The organism is Armatimonadota bacterium (assembly GCA_022563855.1).
In the GTDB taxonomy this organism is placed as follows: Bacteria; Armatimonadota; Fimbriimonadia; order Fimbriimonadales; family Fimbriimonadaceae; genus JADFMN01.
In genome coordinates, this window is record JADFMN010000003.1 from 21,279 (window position 1) to 42,742 (window position 21,464).

Sequence of the window (21,464 nt, forward strand, 5' to 3'; positions counted from 1 at the left end):
TGGCCGATTAGCCCTTTGCGAGATTCTCGGCCTAGCTGGCTCGTCAGAATGTTTCAGTGGATCCGTATCCTCGTACCTGGGTTGAAGTGGATTTGCCCGCGCTCGGTCGGAACTTGACCGTCGTGAGGGGCATCGTAGGTTCGGAGGTCAAGGTGGCCCTGGTGGCCAAGGCCGACGCCTACGGGCACGGCCTGGTCCCGGTGTGCAGGTACGCGCTTCGCTTCGGCGCTGATTACCTTGCAGTGGCCACCGTTCAAGAGGGCATAGCCCTGCGCGATGCAGGGATCGACGCGCCGATTCTGGTCCTCTCCCCCATGCTCCCAGTTGAGGCCGACCAGGCGGCGTTCTACGGCCTGGAGATCACGGTCGAAGGGCTCGAAATGAGCCAGGAGCTGAGCCGCGCGGCGCTGGAGTGCGGGCGAGACGTGAACCTTCACCTTAAGGTCGATACCGGACTATCGCGGTTCGGGTGCAAGCCGGAAGAGGCCGACGACGTGGCGGAGGCGATCACAGAGCTCCCGGGAGTAGATCTCATCGGCGTATCGCATCACTTTGCAACGGCGTCCGACCCGGACTCCGCAAAGCGCCAGATGCGACGGTTCCGCGATGCGATAGAAGCCTGCGAGCGAAACGGGATCACGTTTGCCATCCGACATGAGGCCAACTCGACTGCCACCGTGACCTACCCTGAGTCGCACCTCGACATGGTCCGCGTCGGAATGATGGCGTACGGGTTCGGCGGGCATGCAGACATCGAGCCGGTGCTCAGTTGGTACAGCCGGATTTCGTCGCTGCGCGCGGTCGGACCGGGTGCGACACTCAGCTACGGTGAGACGTTTGCAGTTGAACGAGACATGCTTATCGCTACGGTCGGAGTCGGATACGGCGACGGTTACCCGCGGCGGTTGGACAGTAGCGCCTTCGTTTTGATTCGCGGCCAGCGCGCGCCGGTCGTGGGGGCCGTCTGCATGGATCAGGTGCTCGTGGACGTCACCAAAATCGAAGGCGCAGTACCGGGAGACGTCGTCACGCTCATCGGCGACGGGGTCACCGCCGCGCAGCTCGCGGAGGCGGCGGGCACGATCTCGCACGAGATCGTAACGCGCATCATGTCCCGCGTCGCACGCCGGTATCTGTACGACTAGGTGCTGATGGCTGGCTCAGTTTCAGCAGTCCGGCTTGCTCAAACTGATGCACCGAGTAGCTAAGGTTGGCTGGGCGGCGGTTACGACCTGTAATCGAATCAACGAATCTTCTGCTGACCGTCGAGGCTGCTCGATCCGGTCACTTCCGCTTTAGTATCATGATCGGCGGGATGTTGCCTGCCGAGTCATGTGGGACGAGCGTTGTCCTATCCTCGGTTAGGCGCAGTTCCATAGTCAAGGCGTCGAGTTCCGTGGCGTCCATTAGAGCAGCCGCTTCCTCCGAAACGGACACTTTGAGAAAAACACTCGCTCCTTCCTCACTCACAGCCCACATTCCTTCCGGCGCGTCGTCTCCGAACCACCTGAAAGTCATGTCGTCCATAAGGTGCACGCCACCCGTCTCGAACTCGGAATCCTCTTTCATAATTTGCACGTCAGCCTCGCTCATCACCCCGCGCATGTCGTCCCAGCGTGCGTCCATATCGAACCACATTGACCACTCACCGACGAAGTCCGCAACCTCGCCGCTCGCCGCATAAGTGTACGGGTCGTCAGGCACCGGCGTCTCAGTTGCAACGGTCCCAGGGCGCGTGTAGACGAGCTTGCCGACCTGCACCACCGTATCCGTCAGCGACTGCCCGTCTTCCGCAATTTTAAGGCTCATAACCGGTTCGGAAGGTCTTGGGGTGATCTCTTCGGTACTTCGTTCTTCACCAGTCACGGGCTGGACGCTCGTGGTTGTGCTCAACGGCCCTCCGCTCAGCTTCGAGACCGTGATCGACTCGCGGTCCTCGCTCAGCTCCCAAGTTCCCTGGCTCATCGTGAAGGCGGGTATTCCGACAATTCCGAAAATTACGGTCCCGTCGGCGTTCAGCTTGAGGTGCCACACGATCATTGCAGCGTTTCGCCTCATGGTTCTTTCCAGCACTTCGCGGTCGCCTTCGGGGAACGTCTCGTGCATAGTGTCGAGATCCTCGTCGGTGATCACTGTATGGCCCTCCCACTTGCCCGTAAAGTCCGACATAGCCGCGACTGGCTCCGTTTCGTTCTTGCACGAGGCGGTCAGCAACGAGACGACGACTAGGGAGAAAAAGAGTTCTCTCAATTCCTTGCGCTCCTCCCTGAAGTATACGTCACGTTGCGCGCAGGTACCTGTACGACTAGTTGGTCGAGATCGGCAGCACGCTCGCGTCGAAGATGTCGCTGTGCGTGCGGATTGTGACCAGTGCCTGTTCCGAGGGCGCCTTGTCCAGGGAGACGTGCGCGATGGCCGCCTTCGCCTTGCCCAGGATGACGTTCTCCATCTCTTGCACGTTCACCGAGTCGTCGCGCAACACGTCGAACACGTGCGCGAGCACGCCGACCTTGTCGAGGTGCCGCACGACGAGCAGGTGCGTCGCGATCTCGCCTCGCGTGACGTTCACCACGTTCGGAACGCCGCCGCTCGAGACGAACTCCTTTACGATCTGTACGACTTCATCGGCCACGGCCCCCTGCGCCTGCGCGGTGCTGGCGCCGATGTGGTGCGTGCAGTAGATTCCGGGGATATCCTTGATCTCGCCGTCGTAGCTCGCCTCGCCAGTCGTCGGCTCTCCCTCGATCACGTCGAGTCCGGCGACGATCTTGCCGGAGTTGACAGCCGCGATCAGGTCGTCCTGCACGACGACCTCCGCGCGGCTGGTGTTGATGAAGTAAGCCCCGTCCTTCATCGCGTCAAAGAAGCGCTTGTCGATCATCCTCGTCGTCTCCGAACGGAGCGCGACGTGCACCGAGACGATGTCTGACTGTTGCGCCAACTCCTCGAGCGACTCCGCGCGACCGATGTTCAGACCGACTGCGGACTCCGGCGTCAAGAACCGGCTGAACCCCACGACGTTCATCCCGAACGCCTGCGCGCGCACGATCAGCTCTTGGGCCACGTTGCCCAGGCCGATGATGCCGAGCGTGCGACCGTACAGCCCCTTTCCTTTGCCGAACCGCTTCTTGTTCCACTTTCCGGCTCGCAGCTCTGCGACGTTGTCGGGGATGAAGCGGTCGAGAGCGAGCATCAGCCCGAACGCCAGCTCGGCCACCGCGATCGAGTTCTTGCCTGGGCAGTTCGCGACGTAAGTCCCACGCGTGCTGGCTGCCTCGACGTCAATGGTGTTATAGCCGGAGCCGGCGCGAATAATCAGCGATAGGTTTGAGCCGTCCATAACGTTCTCGGGAACCCTCGTAGAGCGCACGATCAGGATTTCAGCCTGCGTCTCTTTCAGAGCATCGGCGAGAGCCCTTTCCTTCAGATCGGGATTGCTGACAACCTCGTACCCGAGGTCGCTGAGCCCGTCGAGGGCGCTCTGTTCGAGCTTGTCGGCGACTAGAACTTTCATCGCCCGCGAGTTTACATTAAGGCTTCTTCAGCACGCCGGAAAGAACCCGCTCCATAGGTTCGAGGCACTCGGAATCTGTACATGGCTGGAACCGCAGTTGAACCTCGAAGTCGGCCTTCGGACTCGTCGTTCGCAGGCGCAGGGCAATCCGCACCTGCCCCTTCAGTTGGTCGTTTTCTCCGTCCGGGAACGACGCCTCTCCGAGCACGCCCTCGACGTGAAGCGAGGTCGGTGTCAGCCAGTTTGCCGGTGGATCGTCGGTGTTGATGTGCCACCCGTCCGGCAGGTCGATGACGACCTCGGCGTGCCCCCAGCCCTGCTCGTCAGCTTCTATCTCAGCGGGCTCGATTCTCACGTCGATGCTTGGCGGCGCTGAGCCAGAGACGGCCACTCCGTCCCTGTGCTCGAGCATGTAGTCAAGGGCCAAGCTCTGCAGGCTGGTGGTAGCCGTCGGCAGGCGCTGCATCCAGCCTGCGCACGCGCTCAACAGCTCTCTCGTCTCGTCGCTTCTGCCCAGGCGCCAGAGTACGCGACCTGCCTCTGCGGAGGCGCTCGGCGTTGAGCCGTCGGTCACCGGCCTCATGCGGCCGAACAGCTCTTCGTGCTCGTTGCTCGTCAGGAAGAAGCCGCCCCGATCTTCGTCGCGGAACAGCGCGCACATCTCGTCGACGAGTTCGGACGCCGCGCTCTGCCAACGTTCGTTGCCAGTGGCGTCGTGCAGATCGAGAAGGCCGTTCGCCATCGAGGCGTAATCGTCGAGGAAGCCCAGACCTGATGGTTTGCCTTTGCAGAATTGGCGAGGCAGCCGCCCGCTCTGTATGAGGTCGAGCCAGGCGGTCGCGGCGCGCTCTGCAAGCTCAAGCCGTCCGGTCACTGCGGCCGCTCCTATCATCATGCCGTTCCAGCCAGCCAAGCACTTGTCGTCCACGCCGGGTTCTGGACGGCTGGATCTGGCTTCAGCGAGTTTGCGCAGGTCGTCCGCAAACGCGTCCCCTTGATCCTGCCCGAGCCGGAGTACGTTGCGCCCCGACGGCTCTCGAGTCGCTTCGTCATCGAAGTTGCCCTCGGCCGAGACGTCGTATGCGTCGCAGAACGTGGCTGCGCGCTCGCCCAAAACGTCCGCGATCTCATCCGCCGTCCATGTGTAGAAAAGGCCCTCTCCGCCATCCGAGTCGGCGTCGACGGACGAGTAGAACAGGCCCTCCGGCGACGTCATAGAGCCTTCGATCCATCGCATCGTGCCGTCGATCGTCCGGTGAAAGAGCGACGCAAGACGTTCGTCGCCCGTCGACTTTTCTGCGGCTGCGAATTGGTGGAGCAACAGCGCGTTGTCGGTCAGCATCTTCTCGAAGTGCGGCAGCCCCCAGTTCTCGTCGACCGAGTACCGGTGGAATCCGCCGCCAACGTGGTCGTGAATGCCGCCGAGCGCGATCTTCTCCAGCGTGAACAGCGCCATGTGCCCAGCCCGGCCCGAGAGGTCGTCGATCGTCGAGGCGTCGCCGCCAAAGACGTGGCGCTGGGCTGCGTACTCGATCAGGAACTGGATCGTTGTATGCGGCGGGAACTTCGGGCGATCTCCGTAGCCGCCGTGTTCGAAGTCGAAGCTGTCGTGCAGTTGCGAGACGCACGCGTCGAGCTGGGTGTACTCCATCGCCTGCGCCAGCCGCCCAGCTGGCTTTGAGAACGCGCTCCGCAGCGCTTCGCCAAATTTCTCAGCAGTCTTCCTCACCTGCTCTTTCTGCGACTCCCAGCTCTGACCTAGGCTGGACACGACGGTGCGGAATCCGGGGTAGTCGCCGCGCGCTTCCTTGGGGAAGTACGTCCCGGCGTAGAACGGTGCCTTGGAAGGCGTCAGGAAGACGCTGATGGGCCACCCGCCATGGCCCGTCGCCATCTGCACCGCCGCCATATACACCTCGTCTACGTCGGGCCGCTCCTCCCGATCGACCTTGATGCTGATGAAGTACTGGTTCAGCGCGTCGGCGATCTCTTGGTCCTGAAAGCATTCGTGCGCCATGACGTGGCACCAATGGCAGGCGCTGTATCCGATGCTTAGGAAGATCGGTTTGTCTTCTGCCAAAGCCTTGTCGAGCGCCTCCTTGCCCCACGCGTGCCAGTGCACAGGGTCGTCCAAGTGCTGTCTCAGATACGGCGAAGTCTCGCTTGCGAGACGGTTTGCCATGCATCATTTTGACCGACGTCCAGCGATTGCTTCAGGACGGATCAGACTTCGAATCGCACGCTTGGCGGTCTTGGGTCTCTATCGCGCCGCCGGACTGTAACAATAATTCTATAAAGACGTGCGGAAGTTGGCCGAACATAAGGGATGGTTCTGGTCGTCTCGGTGGCCGGAATCACGCCAAGACAAGGCACCCTAGCAATCGCGGAGGCAGTAAATGTCTCTGTAATGTGGACACACAATTGGGGGAGAGAACTCTAGTCAAGACCGGCTCGGCTGCGAAGTTGGGAGACCAACTTTTGGCCGAGAATCCGGCACTCTCCAGGCTTCATACCGCGCAGTTTTAGCGGGCCGAATACCGTTCGTTTGAGCGATGCGACCGGGTGGCCGGCTGCCGCGAGCATACTCCTCACTTGCCGGTTGCGACCTTCCTTGATCGTAATCTCGATGCGTGAGTTCCTGCCGTTTCGATGAGCGCTGATGAGCTTGACGCTAGCCGGGCCCGTGCGCTTTCCCTCGACGGTGATTCCTCGGCGTAGCCGCTCAAGGCACCTCTCGTTCGGAACACCGTCGACGCTGGCGACGTACGTCTTGGGCACTGAGTGGCGCGGATGGGTCAAGCGCATTGCGAGATCGCCGTCATTGGTCAGCAGCAGGAGCCCCTCGGAGTTCACGTCCAGACGCCCGACCGGCTTGACCGGCGTAGGCAACTTTGGCAGCAGGTCCTGAACGGTTTTTCTGCCCTGAGGATCGGACATCGTAGTGATGAACCCGACAGGCTTGAACATGACGACGTAGATCAGATCCGCAAGCGCGATCGTCTTGCCATCGACCTGCACATCGTCGATATCGGAGACCTTTGTGCCGAGCTGGCGAACCGTGTCGCCGTTGACGGACACCCGCCCTTCGACGATCAAGTCTTCCGCTTTTCTGCGGCTGCAAACCCCGCACAGCGCAATGTAGCGGTGCAGACGCATCACTTCAGGATCTGGCATTCTTGCCCTAGTTTAGACCGCCGCGGGGTCGGCCGGCTGCGGCTCTTCAGCGGAGTCGATCAAGTCCGGCTGCGGCTCTTCTGCGGAGTCTATCAAGGCCGGTTGCTCGGGCACGACGTCCGCTCCGACCGCATTGACGTTCAGCTCGACCGTTGGGAGGTCTTCGATCTTCTCCAGATTGAAGAGGTGCAAGAACTGTTGCGTCGTGCCGTAGAGCACGGGGCGTCCTGGTGTTGATTTCCGTCCGACCTCCGCGATCAAGCGCCGGTCGATCAGGCTGCGAAGGCCGTAGTCGCTCTGCATGCCCCTGACCTCGTCGATCTCTGCGATCGTGGTGGGCTGTTTGTACGCGATGATCGCCAGCACCTCCATCATGCTGCGGCTGAGCTTCTGCTTTTGCGGCTTGAGGAACCGTGCGACGTACTCTGCCGCCTCCGGCTTGGTGCAAATCTGATACCCGCCGGCGATTCGCACGATTTGGAGGGCGCCCTCGTGGGTCAGCTTGGCGCCCAGCTTTTCAAGCGCCTCTTCGATCTCATAGATCGGCATTTCCAAGGCGTCCGCTAACTCTTCCGGCGTCGCGGGAGAATCCGCGACGAAGAGGAGCGCCTGAACCTTCTCGATCAGCCTCACGACCGAATCTCCTTGCGGAAGAGCGCTTCTCCCTTGCGTAACTTGACGACAGCCTGGCCGAGGCGGATGAGTTCCAGCAGGGCGAGGAACCACCACACAACGTCGGATCGCGTGAAATCGCCGACAACGATCTCGTCGAGCGATGCGAACTCCTCTGGCAACGCCAACATGACCACGACCATTTCCTCGCTCAGCATTCGCCGATCTTGAGTGAGGGCACCGTTGAGATCTGGCCTCGCGCGTTCGAGCAGGCGGACAAGCGCCTTCCCCAGGGCGTCGATCGTGACGCTCGACGAATCCAGCGGCATTTCAAACGTGTCGCCGCGGCCGTTGAGGCTGCGGAAGAACACGCTTTCTCGGCTCTCCTTGAGTTCGCTGAGGGCGGTGATCGCCGGCTTGAACTCGTCGATGTACGGCAGGATCGCCTCGAGCACTTCGTCGCCCTCCGGCTCGTCGGACTCGTTCGGGAGCAAGAGCCACGCCTTCCTCTCAAGCAGATATGACAGCGCAGCGAGCGCGACGGCGGCGCTCTCAAGATCGTGCTCGGCGTTTTCGAGCAGGTACGCAAAGTACGCCTCGCAGATCGGCGCTAGCGGGACGCCCAGCAACTCGATCTTCTGCTCGCGGACGCACTCGAACAGAGTTGCCAGCGAGCCGCGGAACGCGTCGCACTCGACGTGAATTTCCGGTGGGGCGTAAAACCCCAGCGGGCCGAGCTTTTCGCGACTGACGATTTCAGAACGGTGTGGCATTGACCAACAACTGCCCAGGCACCCCAACGCCGGACTAGCTAAACAACAGGTTATCATCCAGACGGTCCGACACTGTCCTTTGCCGCCGACAAACAGGCCTGTTTTTCCACTAGACCTCCATTCGCCGTCAGGTTCGCCTCGCATAGCCGAAGCCGACGAAACTGTCCGGCGCTCCGTTGGAGACCCCGAATCCGATGTGGAAATCCCATTGGGTGTCTCTGTCCGGCTGGAACGTCAGCCCGAAATGAAGGATGTGGCCTGGCCTCATGGTTTCGCCGAAGTCGACGACATGCTCAACGAACGCGCCGAGTCGGTCTCCAGCCGGGAATCCTACAACGAACGTGTGTCTTAAGTCGGTTCTTCCTCCCGGCCACTCTGCCTGAATCTGACCGCCGAACGAGGTGCCGCCGGACTCTGTGGCCCATATGAATGCTGCCATCGGCGTCGTATGGGCTGCGCGCAACCCGGCATCGCCGGTACGGAACGCGACTTGGCCGAGAAGCGCGAACTCGACTTTCTCGTCACCGTTGAGCTCCTGCTTGAAACCGATGGCAACGTCTCCAAAGCCGGTGACGTCGGTGCTGGTTCCGTTCACTGAGAGATGATTCGGGAGCGCGAGCCGCAACTCCGAACCGGGCTGGAACCCGTACCGTATCAGGGCCTCGCCGATGCTTGTAGCGTTGCCTGCGCCGTTCAGCTCTTCGTAGGTCATGCCGGTCTCGAACTGAAGGGCACCGACGGGCACCGCGCGAGACCCCTCGGTGAAGTCAGGTCGGTCGGTAGAGATGGGAGCGGACTTGAGATCGCTCGCGGCGATTTGAAGTAAGAGAGCCCCGAGGCCGACAAAAGTTAACATAGGTTAATTTTGCTGGCGCGGGCTTCAATCTGTCAAGGCTATCGGGCTATTCCGTCCGCCGATCCCGCAGGAACTTGGCGTGCGTGTCGAGGAACACCCTGTTCCGCCCGCCGAAGTGAACGGCCTTGCCCCGGTACCGCTCCGGCGTGGAAGGTATCGTGCCGGGGAAGTACGGGTCGACTAGGATTTCAACGTCCGACACCCCGTCCGGCACGCCGATGTACGGGCTGTTCGCCCTCTGCAAATCCCCCACCGCTATCTCCGGAGTCTTGCCCCATAGGTTGTCCAGCGGTATCGGCGTGTCTGGCCTGTCGAACCGCCACATCCAGTAATTTGTGATGTTGCCGTTGAACGCGGCCTGCTCGACCTGTACCGCGCCGGAGAAAACGCCCTTCGCGGTCGGGCAGATCCAGATTTCATCGCTCTTGGCGTACGGACGGAGGACGATCATCGCCCACGCGCTTCTCGGATCCGATCTGGGCCACGTCGTCCACGGCTTCCACCCTCCCGGCAGCGAGTTTTTCAGGTCGCGCCGATCCGGTAGCCGATCGTCGCTGTCGATCAGGTACAGCTGCAGCGCCATCCCGATCTGCCGCATGTTGCTCATGCAGACGGTCTGCTTGGCCTTCTCCTTGGCACGCGCGAAGACGGGGAACAGGATCGCCGCCAGGATAGCGATGATAGCGATCACCACGAGCAGTTCGATCAAAGTGAATGCGGCGTTTCGTCGATTCTTCATCTGCCAGGGATCAGTACGGCTTCTCTCTCGCCATAGGTGCCGCTGAGAGGAAGTTCTGGAGGCGTAGAGCGGATTCGAACCGCTGAATGACGGTTTTGAAGACCTTTACTCCAGTTCGGACACAGGTTACTTAGTTTTGCATTTGAACCTGCGCTAATCAGTTGATTCCGGATGAAAGAATGAACGTGGAGTCGGCTGAATAGGGGAAGTCCCACTTCGACATGATTGCCTATCGCCAATCCCCGACGAGCATGAACGGCGCCCAGTGGAACGGGTGGCGCCATCTCGGGTCTTCGCGGATCGAGTCCATGGCACGCTGCAGGGCGACGTCCTTCGCCGCTCCTTTTATCAGCTCCGTGTAGAACGCGACCATCAGGGCCGACGTGCTGTCGTCCTGGACGCTCCACAGGCTAACGACGATGCTGCGCGCGCCGGCGTACTGCAATGCGCGAGTCAGGCCGATGACCCCTTCGCTTCTTGTAGTTTCTCCGAGCGCCGTCTCGCACGCGCTGAGCACCACGAGGTCCGCGTTCAGACGGAACCCCTCGAAGATCTCCCAGGCCTGCAGGAAGCCGTCGTCGCTCCCAGATGCCACGAGCGCAAGGCCGGACGCCAGCGGGTCCTCGTCGTCCAGCAGCCCGTGGCAGGCGAAGTGCACGATGCGCGCCCTCGGGGAAAGCTCCTTCGCCTCCGTCTCAGTCGCCATTGCGCCGAGACGGACTATGGCAGCGTCGCCGAACAGCGCGGCGATGGACTCCACTTCAACCAGCGTGAACGGAAGGCGCGACAGTTCGCCCGACCTTAGACTGCTGCGACGAATGCGCGAGTCCTGATCGGCCTCTTCCTCGTTGCAGTTCCCTCCGTACGCCGGGTCGCCGAAGGCGAGAATCTCGTACTCGTACTCGTACTCCTTCGGGGATTCCTCCCACTGCAGGCGGGCCTCTGCGTAGACCGTCATCGAGACGATGGTGTGCAGAGGCTTCGCTTCTGTGAAGAAGCGGGCGTTCGCGAGGTCCTGCGAGCCTTCGGCGGGCGGTACGGGAACCGGCTTGCTGCCTCTTTGCCCTGCCCGCCAGGCGCCGCGCACGGTTTCTCTTTGCCTGGTCTTGCTCGCGCTGGGATCTTCGACCTTGGTGACCAGCGCCGCGAACGGCAGGTTGTGGAGCGGGCCGTCGGGGCAGATCAGGACGCGCTCGGCTCTTTCTACTTCGGATTCGGCAGGCCGGACGAGAAGGTCGTACAGGTCCTTGCCTTTTTGCACTACCGCTCCCCCCACGACGATCAAGGCCCTGAATTCTTCGACGAGCTGCTGCAATTCCTCTGCGCCGGCTTTCAAACGGTACAGCTTGAGGCCGTAGTCTTTCTCCTTCCGCGCTCCTTCTCCTCCCAGGAGGGTGAAGAGGTAGGTCTCCTCCCTGTCCACAAAATAGGTGAGCAGCAACGTTCCCTTGTCCAGCGCAGCTTGCGATCCCTCAAGGTCGAGCGGCTGCGGGTACTGGACCGCTGCGTACTTCGGCGACACTCTTCGGAACTCGGCGTCCAGCTCGCGCTGCTGGACCTTGAGGCTCAGTATCTCCGCCCGCAGCTCGTCCTCCCGAGCTGGGTCGGCTTTGTCTGCGAGCTTTGCGAGCATGGAATAAGCATTTGCTCTATTAGCATCAAGTTCGTTCTGTTCTTCGACCAGCACTACCGGCGCGTCTGCCGTGAAGTCCACTCCCCGTTCGGCGATCTGGTCCGCCAGGCCGCGCGCGCGGCTGCGCTCGACAACGTCGAAGGCCGTAGCTCCATCCGCCAACGCCACGTGCGCGCGGAGCAGTCCGGCATACGCATAGAATTGCCTGCCGAGAAACAACGAACGGACCTCAGCGGAGCGTATCGACCCACGTTGCGACTCGATGATCTCGATCGCTTGCGAGCAGTACTGGACTGCGTCAGCGAAGTTGTCTCGGTCGGACGCGACAACGCCCAGGCTGTAGAGAATCGTGGCCACGTCGAGCGAATCCGGGGCGAGACGCTCCTCAATAGCCAGCGCGCGCTTGTGATACTCCTCCGCCGCCTGAAGGTCGCCACGGTCGTATGCTACCAATCCCAGGTTGTTGAGGCTCCCAGCCACGTCGAGCGAGTCGGGAGCGAGACGCTTCCTGATCCCCAGCGCGCGCTTGTGATACTCCTCTGCTGACTGCAGGTCGCCACGCCGCGATGCGACGCTTCCCAGGTTGTTGAGGCTAAGTGCCACGTGGAGAGAATCCGGAGAGAAACGCTCCTTTATTGCCAGCGCGCGCTTATAATACTCCTCGGCTGCCTGGAGGTCGCCACGGTCGTATGCTACCAATCCCAGGTTGTTGAGGCTCCCAGCCACGTCGTGCGAGTCGGGAGCGAGACGCTTCCTGATCCCCAGCGCGCGCTTGTGATACTCCTCGGCCGCCTGCAGGTCGCCACGGTCGTAGGCGACAGCGCCCAGGATGTTGAGGCTCATTGCCACCTCGAGCGAGTCCAGAGCCAGACGCTCTTTGATCGCCAGAGAGCGCCTGGAGTACTCCGCCGCCGCCTGCAGGTCGCCACGTTTGGATGCGACGTTGCCCAGGTTGTTGAGGCTCACGGCCACGCTGGGCGAGTCCGGAGCCAGACGCTCTTTGATCGCCAGAGAGCGCCTGTAGTACTCCTCCGCCGCCTGCAGGTCGCCACGTTTGGATGCGACGTTGCCCAGGTTGTTGAGGCTCATTGCCACATCGAGCGAATTGGGGGCCAGACGTTCCTTGATTTCCAACGCACGCGCGTAATAATTCTCCGCCGCCTGTAGGTTCCCTCGGCCACCTGCGGCGATCCCCAGATTGTTCAAGCTTGCGGCAACGGCGAGTGAATCGGGCGCTAGACGCTCCTCAATAGCCAGCGCGCGCAGGAAATACGAATCCGCTGCACCTGGGTCGCCACGGTCGTAGGCGACAGCGCCCAGGTTGTTGAGGCTCCCAGCCATGTCGAGCGAGTCCGGAGCCAGACGCTCTTTGATCGCCAGAGAGCGCCTGAAGTACTCCTCCGCCGCCTTCAGGTTCCCTCGGCCGCGTGCGGCGATCCCCAGGTTGTTGAGGCTCCCAGCCACGTCGAGCGAGTCGGGAGCGAGACGCTCCCTGATCTCCAGTACTCGCAGGAAATACGATTCCGCTGCGCGAGGGTCGCCGCGCATGTCTGCGACAATGCCCACACTCGTTAACATGTCCGCTAACCAGAGTTCGTATCCCGCACCTTCACTTGCCTCGCAAGCTTGGTCGTACCACTCCTTGGCCGCGTCAAAATCGTTCAGGTTTTGGCTGCATCGACCGAGGGATGACAAAGTTTTCGATCGCGCCGCCATATCTCCGCTACCCGACAACAGTTCCAGGGCGGACTCGTTCGACTGCAGTGCCCCTTCCCAATTCCGCTGGCGGAACAAAATCCTCGCCATCCGGCGATATAGCCAGGACGCGGACGTTTTGTCGCCCTCTTTCTCGGCCGCTCCCGCAGCGTCGGTCCATTTCGCGACCGCCTCGTCCGAAGCGCCCGACTCCAGCAGCGTAGAGCCCTCGGAATACAGCTTCAGCACCTCGGGCGAGAGATCGGGCCACGCAACGATGCCCAAAGACCTCAGCGGCACCTCGAGGCTCAACGTCCCATCCCCGCGCACAAGCCGCAGCTTCACGCTCTCCGGACCGAACGTGTTCTCCTCCAGCGCGCGCAGCTTCGCAGGCGAGGTCAGCGGCTTACCGTCATACGTCATCAGCCGGTCCCCGGCCTCGATCCCCGCCTTCTCCCCCGCAGAGCCCGGCTCCACGCTCTCCACGATCAGCCCCTTCGTCTGGGCGTCCTGCGACGGCGTACCTCCAACCCAAGATGGGTCGGGCACCGATAAGAGCGCCCCCGCGAGGGCGATTCCGACAGCAAGCGTTAGCGGCGTTCGTAACATCATCATCCCTCCGCTATCTGACGAATAAGATAGTCCATGCTGCGGGAGAAGTCAAGGGCACTTGAGCGTGAACACGCTGTCGACTATCCCGCAGTTCAGATTGAAATTTTGGAGGCGTAGAGCGGATTCGAACCGCTGAATGACGGTTTTGCAGACCGTTCCCTTAACCACTTGGGCACTACGCCTCGATTGCGGTGCCATTTTACCGCAGGGCCCCACCTTTGAACCTGAAGGCCCTACCCGAGCCGACCTTGTTCCAAGGTGTAGACTGGTCGCATGGCGAAGCTTCATGAGTACCCTGTAAACGTCCAATGGAACGGAGGTCGCGGGGGTTCCGGCAAAGTGGCGTCTGAGAGGTCCGGCGTCGGCTCTGCGCTGGCGGTCGGCTCCGAGTTCGGCGGCACCGGAGAGGGCACGAATCCCGAGGAGCTGCTCACGAAGGCGGTGGCTGGATGCTACGCCATGACGTTCGGGATCATCGCTGAGAACCGAAAGTTGCCGGTCGTCGGCATCGCTGTGGACGCAGTCGGCGAAGTGGAGGAGAACGGCCCGCAGTTCACCTACAAGAAGGTCACGGTTCGGCCAAAGATCACTCTGGCCTCGGACGCAACGGACGAACAGGTCGAGTTGGCCGAAGACATGGCGCACAAGGCGGACATGTACTGCATCATCACCAATTCGATTCGCGGCAAGGTGGAAATCGAAGTCCAGCCGGTGATCGTCAAGTCATAGAAGGTGTTAGCGTATGCGAACGAAGCTCGTGGTCGGCAATTGGAAGATGAACCTGACGACTGCAGAGGGCGTCGCCCTCGTAGAGTCGTTTGCCGAGAAGGTCGACAGGATGTGGGACGTGGACGTCGTAGTCTGCCCGCCGTACCTTGCGATCCAGCGCGTGCGGCAGGCGATCAAGAACACCCACGTCAAGCTCGGAGCGCAGGACTGCTTCTGGCTAGACAGCGGGGCGTTCACCGGCAAGGTGAGCGCGATGCAGCTCGCTGAGGTCGGCGTCGAGTACTGCATCGTCGGTCACTCCGAGGCGCGTGGAAGGTTCGGCTCGACGGAGCTTTCCACGACCCAGGTTCTTATGTTCGCCGACTCGGATGAGACCGTCAACCTCAAGATACGGGCTCTGCTGTTCTGTTCGATCATGCCGATCCTCTGTGTCGGGGAGACCGCTGCGGAGCGCGACGCCGGGAGTACGGATTCGGTTGTTCAAGAACAGCTTACGGTAGCGTTGGAGGGTGTTGATTCGAGCGAGCTTTTCACGTTCGTCGTGGCTTACGAGCCAGTGTGGGCGATCGGCACGGGCAACGTGTGCGAGCCGCAGGAGGCCGCGCGGGTTTGCGGACATATCCGTAGCGTCGTTGCTGGGCTTTCGGACGTGGAGGTCGCTGACAGTGTGCGGGTGCTCTACGGAGGCAGCGTGAACGCCGAGAACGCCAAGGAGCTGTTCGCGCAGAAGGAGATTGATGGCGCCCTGGTAGGCGGAGCAAGCCTCGATGCCAAAGCGTTTGCTAGGATCGTGATGTGCGCATGAGCGGCAAGCGCGTTTCTGAGACCCGGCTTCGCATGGCGCAGGTTATGACGCCGAACAACGCCAACGTGCTCGGTCACGTGTTCGGCGGATCGATCCTCGCGATGGTGGACCTTACGGCATCTGCGACGGCTCAAAAGTTCGCGGGGCGGATCTGCGTGACAGCCTCGTTCGATCGGGTGGACTTCCACCAGCCGGTCGAGGTCGGCAACCTCGTCGAGATGGAGGGGTTTGTCAGCTACGTCGGCACTACGTCGCTAGAGGTGACGATCGACGTTTTCGCGACGAACCTTGCGAAAGACGAGCGCCGGCACACGAACACCGCGCGCGTCACCATGGTAGCGCTCGACGATGACGGCAAGCCGACAAAGGTGCCGAGGCTCGTCTGCGAGACCAGGGAAGAGAAGGTGCGGTTCCTAGAGGGGTTTGCGAGGCGCAACCTCAGAAAGTCCCGGGTCGAGCAGATGGTGCAGCTCCACGAGATCCTTGCGCTGTGCGAAGACGGAGAGTTGGACGCGCTAGTTGCCGATCCGAAAGGCGTGCTAGAAAAGCTGTAGGCGATTTGATGGGGGAGCTGGAAAAACCTGGAATCACGAACAAGGGTTGTGGATCGCGCTTCTTTGACGGCTACACAGAGGGAACAATCTGTCTCCTCTCCCCAACTTCTCTCGCTGATCGACGGCTAGTTTGGTAACCTCGGCGTATGCTGAGGCTCGGCAGCGCCTACACGTGGATCGTGCTCGTGGTGAGCGCGGGCGTATTCACGACCGGCACTGTGCTCACTGCCGAACAGGAGCCTGCACAAGAGAGGGTCAGCTTCTCGCGAGACGTGCTCCCGATCCTCTCAGAAAACTGCTTCTTGTGCCACGGCCCGGACGGAGGTACCCGTCAGGTTGGACTGCGCTTGGATATCCCAGAAGGCGCGTTCGCCGACCGCGATGGCCGGTTCGCGATCGTTCCAGGCAAGCCGGAAGAGAGCCTCGTCGTCCAGCGCATCACCCACCCCGACACGCCGATGCCGCCGCCTGACAGCGGCAAGAAACTGACACAGGATGAGATTGAGACGATCACGCGGTGGATCGCAGAAGGAGCAAAGTACGACCGCCACTGGTCGTTCGAGCCGTTGCCGAAGTCTGTCGCCGTTCCGAACGTGCAGAGCGACTGGCCGAGGGACGACATCGACCGTTTCATCCTCGCGCGTTTGCAGAGCGAGGGGCTGAGCCCGAGCCCGGAGGCCGACAGGCTACGCTGGCTGAGGCGCGTTACGCTCGACTTAACGGGCCTACCACCGACAGAAGAGGAGATCGAAGAGTTTCCGGAGGACGGCGATTATGAAGAGACGGCGGACAGGCTGCTCGCCAGCCCGCACTACGGCGAACGGATTGCGACAGAGTGGCTGGACGCCGCGCGCTACGCCGACAGCTACGGCTACCAGTCCGACCTGCTGATGCCGACGTGGCCGTACCGAGACTGGGTCGTGCGGGCGTTCAACGACAACCTTCCTTACGACGAGTTTTTGACGTGGCAGCTTGCAGGCGACCTGCTAGATGAACCGACCCAAGACCAACGGCTAGCCACGGCGTTCAACCGCCTCCACAGACAGTCGAACGAGGGCGGCTCGATCGCGCTGGAGTTCAAGACCAAGTACGCCTCGGACCGCGTCGAAACGTTCGGCACTGCGATGCTCGGGCTGACCGTCGGATGCGCGCGCTGCCACGATCACAAGTTCGACCCGATCACGCAGAAGGAGTACTACCAAATGTTCGCGTACTTCAACTCGATCGACGAGTACGGGCTTCTTCTCAGCTCTGAGATAGTCCCGACGCCGTCGATGCTGCTGCCGACGGACGAGCAGGCGACACAGCTGTCGCAGCTAAGGCTCGAGGCAGAGAAGGCGCGGGGAAGTTATGCGAAGGCGAGGTCAGATGCGGAAGACCGGTTCCAATCTTGGCTTGCATCCGATCTGTCCGATCGGACTGATCCGACGGAGCCAAACATCGCCGGACTGATCGCCCGGTTCTCCTTCGACGAGATCAGCGAAGGGAAGTTTGCGAACAGGATCCAAGGCAAGCCGTTCGCGGAACGGCTTTTGGTGGTTGAACTCGCCAGTGGGCGGTCTGGGCAGTCTGGGCAGTCTGTGGTGTTCGACGGCGACAACGGCATCGCCGTCAGGGGCCTGCCAGGACGAGAGAGGTGGGACGAGTTCACTTGGTCTTTCTGGGTCAGCGATCCGGGCAACGAACAGCAGGTCGTTCTGATGCACCGGACCGGCGGAACCGACGTCGGGTTCTGCGGGTTCGACCTGATGCTCGAAGGCGGCTATCTGACAGCGCGAGTGATGCGCCACTGGCCCGGCAACGGCATCGCCGTCAAGTCTCTCGCGAAGATCGAGCCGGGAGTGTGGACGCACGTCGCGTGGTCGTTCGACGGAAGCGGACAGGCGGATGGCCTCAAAATCTACGTCGACAGCGAACAGGTCCAAACGAAGATCTTGAACGACCGCATCTGGAAAGAGATCAACGCTTACGGCGACCTTGGGCCGAGCCGTGGAGACTGGGCGTTCGGCCAGCGGTTCCGCGACCTCGGATTCAAAGGCGGAAAGATCGACGATGTTGCGTTCGCCGACCGGGCCTTGAGCGCTCTTGAAATCGCTGACCTTTTCGATGGCAAGGCGCTGGCTGAAGCGCTCGGCGCACCAGCTGCGAACGTCGAGGAGCTGCGGGGGCTCTATCTCTCCGCCATCGATCCGCAGGTGCGCGCAGCGAAGGCGACAGTGCGGAAGGCGCAAGAGGATCTCGCCAACCATGAGGCCGCGATCTATGAGATATCCGTCATGGAAGAGTCGCGCGTGCAGATCCCGGCGCACCTCTTGGCTCGCGGCGCGTACGACGCCCCGAGGACGGATGATAACCGGGTCGAGCGCGATGTCCCGGCAACGCTTCCTGCTCTGGAGCCTGGCGCACAAGGGGATCGGCTCGGGCTCGCGCGATGGCTGACGGATTCAGACCACCCGCTGACCGCGCGCGTCGCGGTGAACCGCATTTGGCAGATGCTGTTCGGCATCGGACTGGTCGAGACGTCCGAGAACTTCGGCCTGAAGGGAACTCGACCGACGCACCCTGCTCTGCTCGATTATCTCGCGCGAGACTTCGTCGACAACGGCTGGGACGTGAAAGCGCTTCTGAAGAAGGTCGTCCTCTCAGCTACCTATCGCCAAGACTCCGCCCTCACCGCTGAGCTGGCGTCGAGAGACCCGCTCAACCTCCTTTACGCGCGCGGGCCGAGCTACCGTCTCTCCGCCGAGATGGTTCGCGACACGGCGCTCGCCGCCGCCGGTCTTCTCGACAAAACGATCGGCGGCGCGCCGGTCAACCCGTATCAGCCCGCCGGAATCTGGCGCGAGAACAACACGATGACCCCGGCCTTCCGTCAGAGCGTCGGAAAGGCGCTCTACCGCCGCAGCCTCTACACGGTTTGGAAGAGGACCGCACCGGCGCCAAACATGCTCATTTTCGACGCGACCTCGCGCGAGGTCTGCACCGTCCGGCGAGCCACCACGAACACGCCGCTCCAGGCGTTGGTGCTGCTCAACGACCCGCAGTTCGTCGAGGCGGCGCGCGTGCTTGCAGAGCTCGTTTTGAAACAGGAGAATACGGACAAGGAGCGGATCGACGCAGCGTTTCTCCGGCTGGCCGGACGCAGGCCAGACGAGCGAGAGGCGGACGTGCTCCTCGCGACGCTCAGAGAGCAAAGAAGGGTTTTCAGGGCAAGCATCAGCGGCTCTATCGCGCTCGTCGACGTGGGCGACACGGAGCCCGCAATAGACCTGCGAGCGACGGAGGTCGCCGCCATGACAGTGACCGTGCAGACGATCATGAACTCTGACGCCGTGATTTGGAGGCGATAAGATGGTGCCCTTCGACCCCGAACACCCTCTTGGCAGAAACCTCGGTCTGACGAGGCGCGAGTTCTTCGGAAATACTGCGAGCGGCATCGGCTCGCTCGCGCTGGCGTCGATCCTGCCCGATTGGCTGACCGGCCAAGAGCCCGTGCCGGGCGTCCTGGGACAGCTTCACCACGCAGCGACGGCGAAGCGAATCATCTATCTCTTTCAAGCCGGCGGGCCCGCACAGCAGGATCTGTTCGACTACAAACCCTTGCTAAGAGAACAGCACGGGCTTGCACTTCCGGACGAGGTGAGAAGGGGGCAGCGGCTCACCGCGATGACCGTCAACCAGGGCATCCTTCCGCTTGCGGGGTCGCCGTTCGAGTTCAAGCAGCACGGCGAGAGCGGCGCGTGGGTCAGCGAGCTGCTCCCTCACATCGCGGAGATCGTCGACGATATCTGTTTCGTCAAGTCGATGTTCACCGAGGCGATCAACCACGACCCGGCGATCACGTTCTTCCAGACCGGCAGCCAGATCGCAGGGCGACCGTCGTTCGGATCGTGGGTTTCGTATGGGCTCGGATCGATGACCGACGACCTGCCGGCGTTCGTTGTTTTAGCCAGCGCGGGGCAGGGCGGTCAGCCGCTATATGCGCGTTTGTGGGGCAGCGGCTTCCTCGATTCGCGCTACCAAGGCGTGCGGTTCCGCTCAGGGGCCGACCCCGTGCTGTACCTCACGAACCCCGACGGCGTCTGCCAGTCCGGGCGCCGTGCGATGCTCGACCGGCTGAGCGAACTGAACAGAATCCAGTACGAAAAGGAGCTCGACCCCGAGATCGAGAGCCGCATCGCGCAGTACGAGATGGCGTACCGCATGCAGACCAGCGTCCCGGAGGTCACCGACTTGAACGACGAGCCGGACTCGGTGTTCGAGCTTTACGGCGAAGACAGTCGCAAGCCGGGGACGTACGGCGCGAACTGTTTGCTCGCCCGGCGGCTTGCGGAAAAGGGCGTGCGATTCATCCAGCTCTACCACCAGGGCTGGGATCATCACGGCGGTCTCGACGCCGCGATTCGGAACCAGTGCAAGGAGACGGACCAGCCGACCGCTGCTTTGATCCAAGATTTGAAACGCCTTGGAATGCTCGATGATACTTTGATCGTCTGGGGAGGGGAGTTCGGTCGCACGAGCTACTCGCAGGGGCCGCTCGAGCCCGCCGTTTTCGGCCGCGACCACCACCCGCGTTGCTTCACTCTGTTCATGGCTGGCGGCGGGGTTAAGCCGGGGATCACGTACGGCCGCACCGACGACTACGGCTACAACATCGCCGACTCCGACGGCAACGCGATCGACCCGGACAAGCACTCGTTCCACGAGGGAGCGGTCCACGTTCACGACCTGCAAGCGACGATCCTGCACCTGATGGGCGTCGACCACAAGCGCATGACCTTCCCGTACCAAGGCCGCGACTTCCGCATCACAGACGTCCACGGCCACGTCGTTCATGATCTGATCCGTTAAAGAAATCGCCTTAAACCTTAACATGTCAAAACGATCTTTTCGCTTCGACCGAAGACAGTTCCTCACCGCGACCGGCGGGATTGCGCTCGCAATGACAGTGTCGCCAAAGATGCTTACAGCGATCGCGCCCCGGCGACGCGCGGGCGCTCTGCGCACCATCACCTACAACGTCCTCGCCTGTCGCGGGTACCCATCGACTGACGAAAACAGGGCGGTGCTGCGCGAAGCGCGCAAGCAGATGCCGGCCCGCATGGCGCTGGAGCTTGCGCTCTACGAACCGGACATCGTCACGTTCCAAGAGTCTCCCGCCGAGTCCGTCTCCGCCGAGATCGCGGACCGTATGGGGATGAACTACACGTACTTTCCCGGCGGCTATCCGGGGACAGTGATCACGCGGTTCGAGATTACGGAATCGACCAACAAGCCGTTGGCTGCAGGGGTGGACGCTGACGACGTCAAGGGTCTGTTCACGCGCCACTGGGGCCGCGCTGTTTTGAAGACCGACGACGGCGACCTCGTTATTTACAGCGCGCACCTGCACCCCGGCAACGTGGAGACCCGCGGAAAGGAGGTCGCGCAGATGCTCGCCGCGATGTCGGCAGACATCGAGTCGGGCCGCGACATGATCCTGCAGGGAGATCTGAACCACCTGCCGGACGGACCGGAATACGGGCGATGGGTCTACGCGGGACTTGTGGATTCGATTGCGACGAAAGGCGTTGGCGACAACCGTTTCAGCATCAACAGCATCGCGCCGACGCGGTATATCGACTACATCTGGACGCACGGCCCGCTCGCCGACCGCCTCACCGAGTGCCGCGTGCTGTTCGAGGGCGGCTTCCGCACCAACCCCGACGACCCGAAGTCGTTCGCGCTCAGCGACCACATCCCTGTGCTGGCTGTGTTCGAGTAGAGGA

Annotated in this window: 16 protein-coding genes and 1 tRNA gene; 7 read left to right on the forward strand and 10 right to left on the reverse strand. The window is 61.9% G+C overall.

Features of this window, described 5'->3' with window-relative positions; translation table 11 throughout:
- The first annotated feature begins 56 nt into the window (after positions 1-56).
- Positions 57-1,145, forward strand: coding sequence for an alanine racemase (gene alr, locus IH944_04305; GenBank protein MCH7903773.1), 1,089 nt, complete (start codon positions 57-59; stop codon positions 1,143-1,145).
- Between the two features lie 139 nt (positions 1,146-1,284).
- Here alr and IH944_04310 read toward each other — a convergent pair whose 3' ends face one another.
- From IH944_04310 to IH944_04355, 10 genes are all read right to left on the reverse strand, one after another.
- Positions 1,285-2,250 carry a hypothetical protein gene (locus tag IH944_04310; GenBank protein ID MCH7903774.1) on the reverse strand — a complete coding sequence of 322 codons (966 nt, stop codon included), beginning with the start codon at positions 2,248-2,250 and terminating at the stop codon, positions 1,285-1,287.
- A gap of 55 nt (positions 2,251-2,305) precedes the next feature.
- Entirely contained in the window at positions 2,306-3,514 is a 1,209-nt protein-coding gene (locus tag IH944_04315) for a hydroxyacid dehydrogenase (GenBank protein ID MCH7903775.1), read from the reverse strand.
- A gap of 16 nt (positions 3,515-3,530) precedes the next feature.
- Entirely contained in the window at positions 3,531-5,696 is a 2,166-nt protein-coding gene (locus tag IH944_04320) for a DUF255 domain-containing protein (protein MCH7903776.1), read from the reverse strand.
- A 254-nt stretch (positions 5,697-5,950) separates the two neighbouring features.
- A complete protein-coding gene (locus IH944_04325; protein ID MCH7903777.1) occupies positions 5,951-6,673 on the reverse strand; it encodes an rRNA pseudouridine synthase in 723 nt (240 codons plus the stop codon).
- A gap of 27 nt (positions 6,674-6,700) precedes the next feature.
- Complete coding sequence (gene scpB, locus IH944_04330; GenBank protein MCH7903778.1) at positions 6,701-7,321, reverse strand: SMC-Scp complex subunit ScpB; 621 nt, start codon at positions 7,319-7,321, stop codon at positions 6,701-6,703.
- Entirely contained in the window at positions 7,318-8,073 is a 756-nt protein-coding gene (locus tag IH944_04335) for a segregation/condensation protein A (protein MCH7903779.1), read from the reverse strand. Before IH944_04335 ends, scpB begins: the two co-directional genes overlap by 4 nt.
- 127 nt (positions 8,074-8,200) lie before the next feature.
- A complete protein-coding gene (locus IH944_04340) occupies positions 8,201-8,929 on the reverse strand; it encodes a transporter (protein ID MCH7903780.1) in 729 nt (242 codons plus the stop codon).
- A gap of 46 nt (positions 8,930-8,975) precedes the next feature.
- Positions 8,976-9,668 (reverse strand): prepilin-type N-terminal cleavage/methylation domain-containing protein, encoded by a 693-nt coding sequence (locus tag IH944_04345; GenBank protein ID MCH7903781.1) that lies wholly within the window; start codon positions 9,666-9,668, stop codon positions 8,976-8,978.
- Positions 9,669-9,897: 229 nt separating this feature from the next.
- Positions 9,898-13,611: a tetratricopeptide repeat protein gene (locus IH944_04350; protein ID MCH7903782.1), complete on the reverse strand. Its 3,714-nt coding sequence runs from the start codon at positions 13,609-13,611 to the stop codon at positions 9,898-9,900.
- Positions 13,612-13,714: 103 nt separating this feature from the next.
- Positions 13,715-13,790: transfer RNA gene (locus IH944_04355), tRNA-Cys, on the reverse strand.
- 91 nt (positions 13,791-13,881) lie between these two features.
- Between IH944_04355 and IH944_04360 the strand changes: the two genes are divergently transcribed.
- From IH944_04360 to IH944_04385, 6 genes are all read left to right on the forward strand, one after another.
- The gene (locus IH944_04360; GenBank protein MCH7903783.1) at positions 13,882-14,337 is read left to right on the forward strand and encodes an OsmC family protein; all 456 of its coding nucleotides are present in this window, start codon (positions 13,882-13,884) and stop codon (positions 14,335-14,337) included.
- 13 nt (positions 14,338-14,350) lie between these two features.
- Positions 14,351-15,142 carry a triose-phosphate isomerase gene (locus tag IH944_04365; protein ID MCH7903784.1) on the forward strand — a complete coding sequence of 264 codons (792 nt, stop codon included), beginning with the start codon at positions 14,351-14,353 and terminating at the stop codon, positions 15,140-15,142.
- On the forward strand, positions 15,139-15,696 hold the full coding sequence (locus IH944_04370; protein ID MCH7903785.1) for an acyl-CoA thioesterase: 558 nt from the start codon (positions 15,139-15,141) through the stop codon (positions 15,694-15,696). The genes IH944_04365 and IH944_04370 overlap by 4 nt, the downstream gene beginning before the upstream one ends.
- 146 nt (positions 15,697-15,842) lie before the next feature.
- A complete protein-coding gene (locus IH944_04375; GenBank protein MCH7903786.1) occupies positions 15,843-19,046 on the forward strand; it encodes a DUF1553 domain-containing protein in 3,204 nt (1,067 codons plus the stop codon).
- Between the two features lies 1 nt (position 19,047).
- Complete coding sequence (locus tag IH944_04380) at positions 19,048-20,547, forward strand: DUF1501 domain-containing protein (GenBank protein MCH7903787.1); 1,500 nt, start codon at positions 19,048-19,050, stop codon at positions 20,545-20,547.
- 22 nt (positions 20,548-20,569) lie between these two features.
- Complete coding sequence (locus tag IH944_04385) at positions 20,570-21,460, forward strand: endonuclease/exonuclease/phosphatase family protein (protein ID MCH7903788.1); 891 nt, start codon at positions 20,570-20,572, stop codon at positions 21,458-21,460.
- Positions 21,461-21,464: the final 4 nt, after the last annotated feature.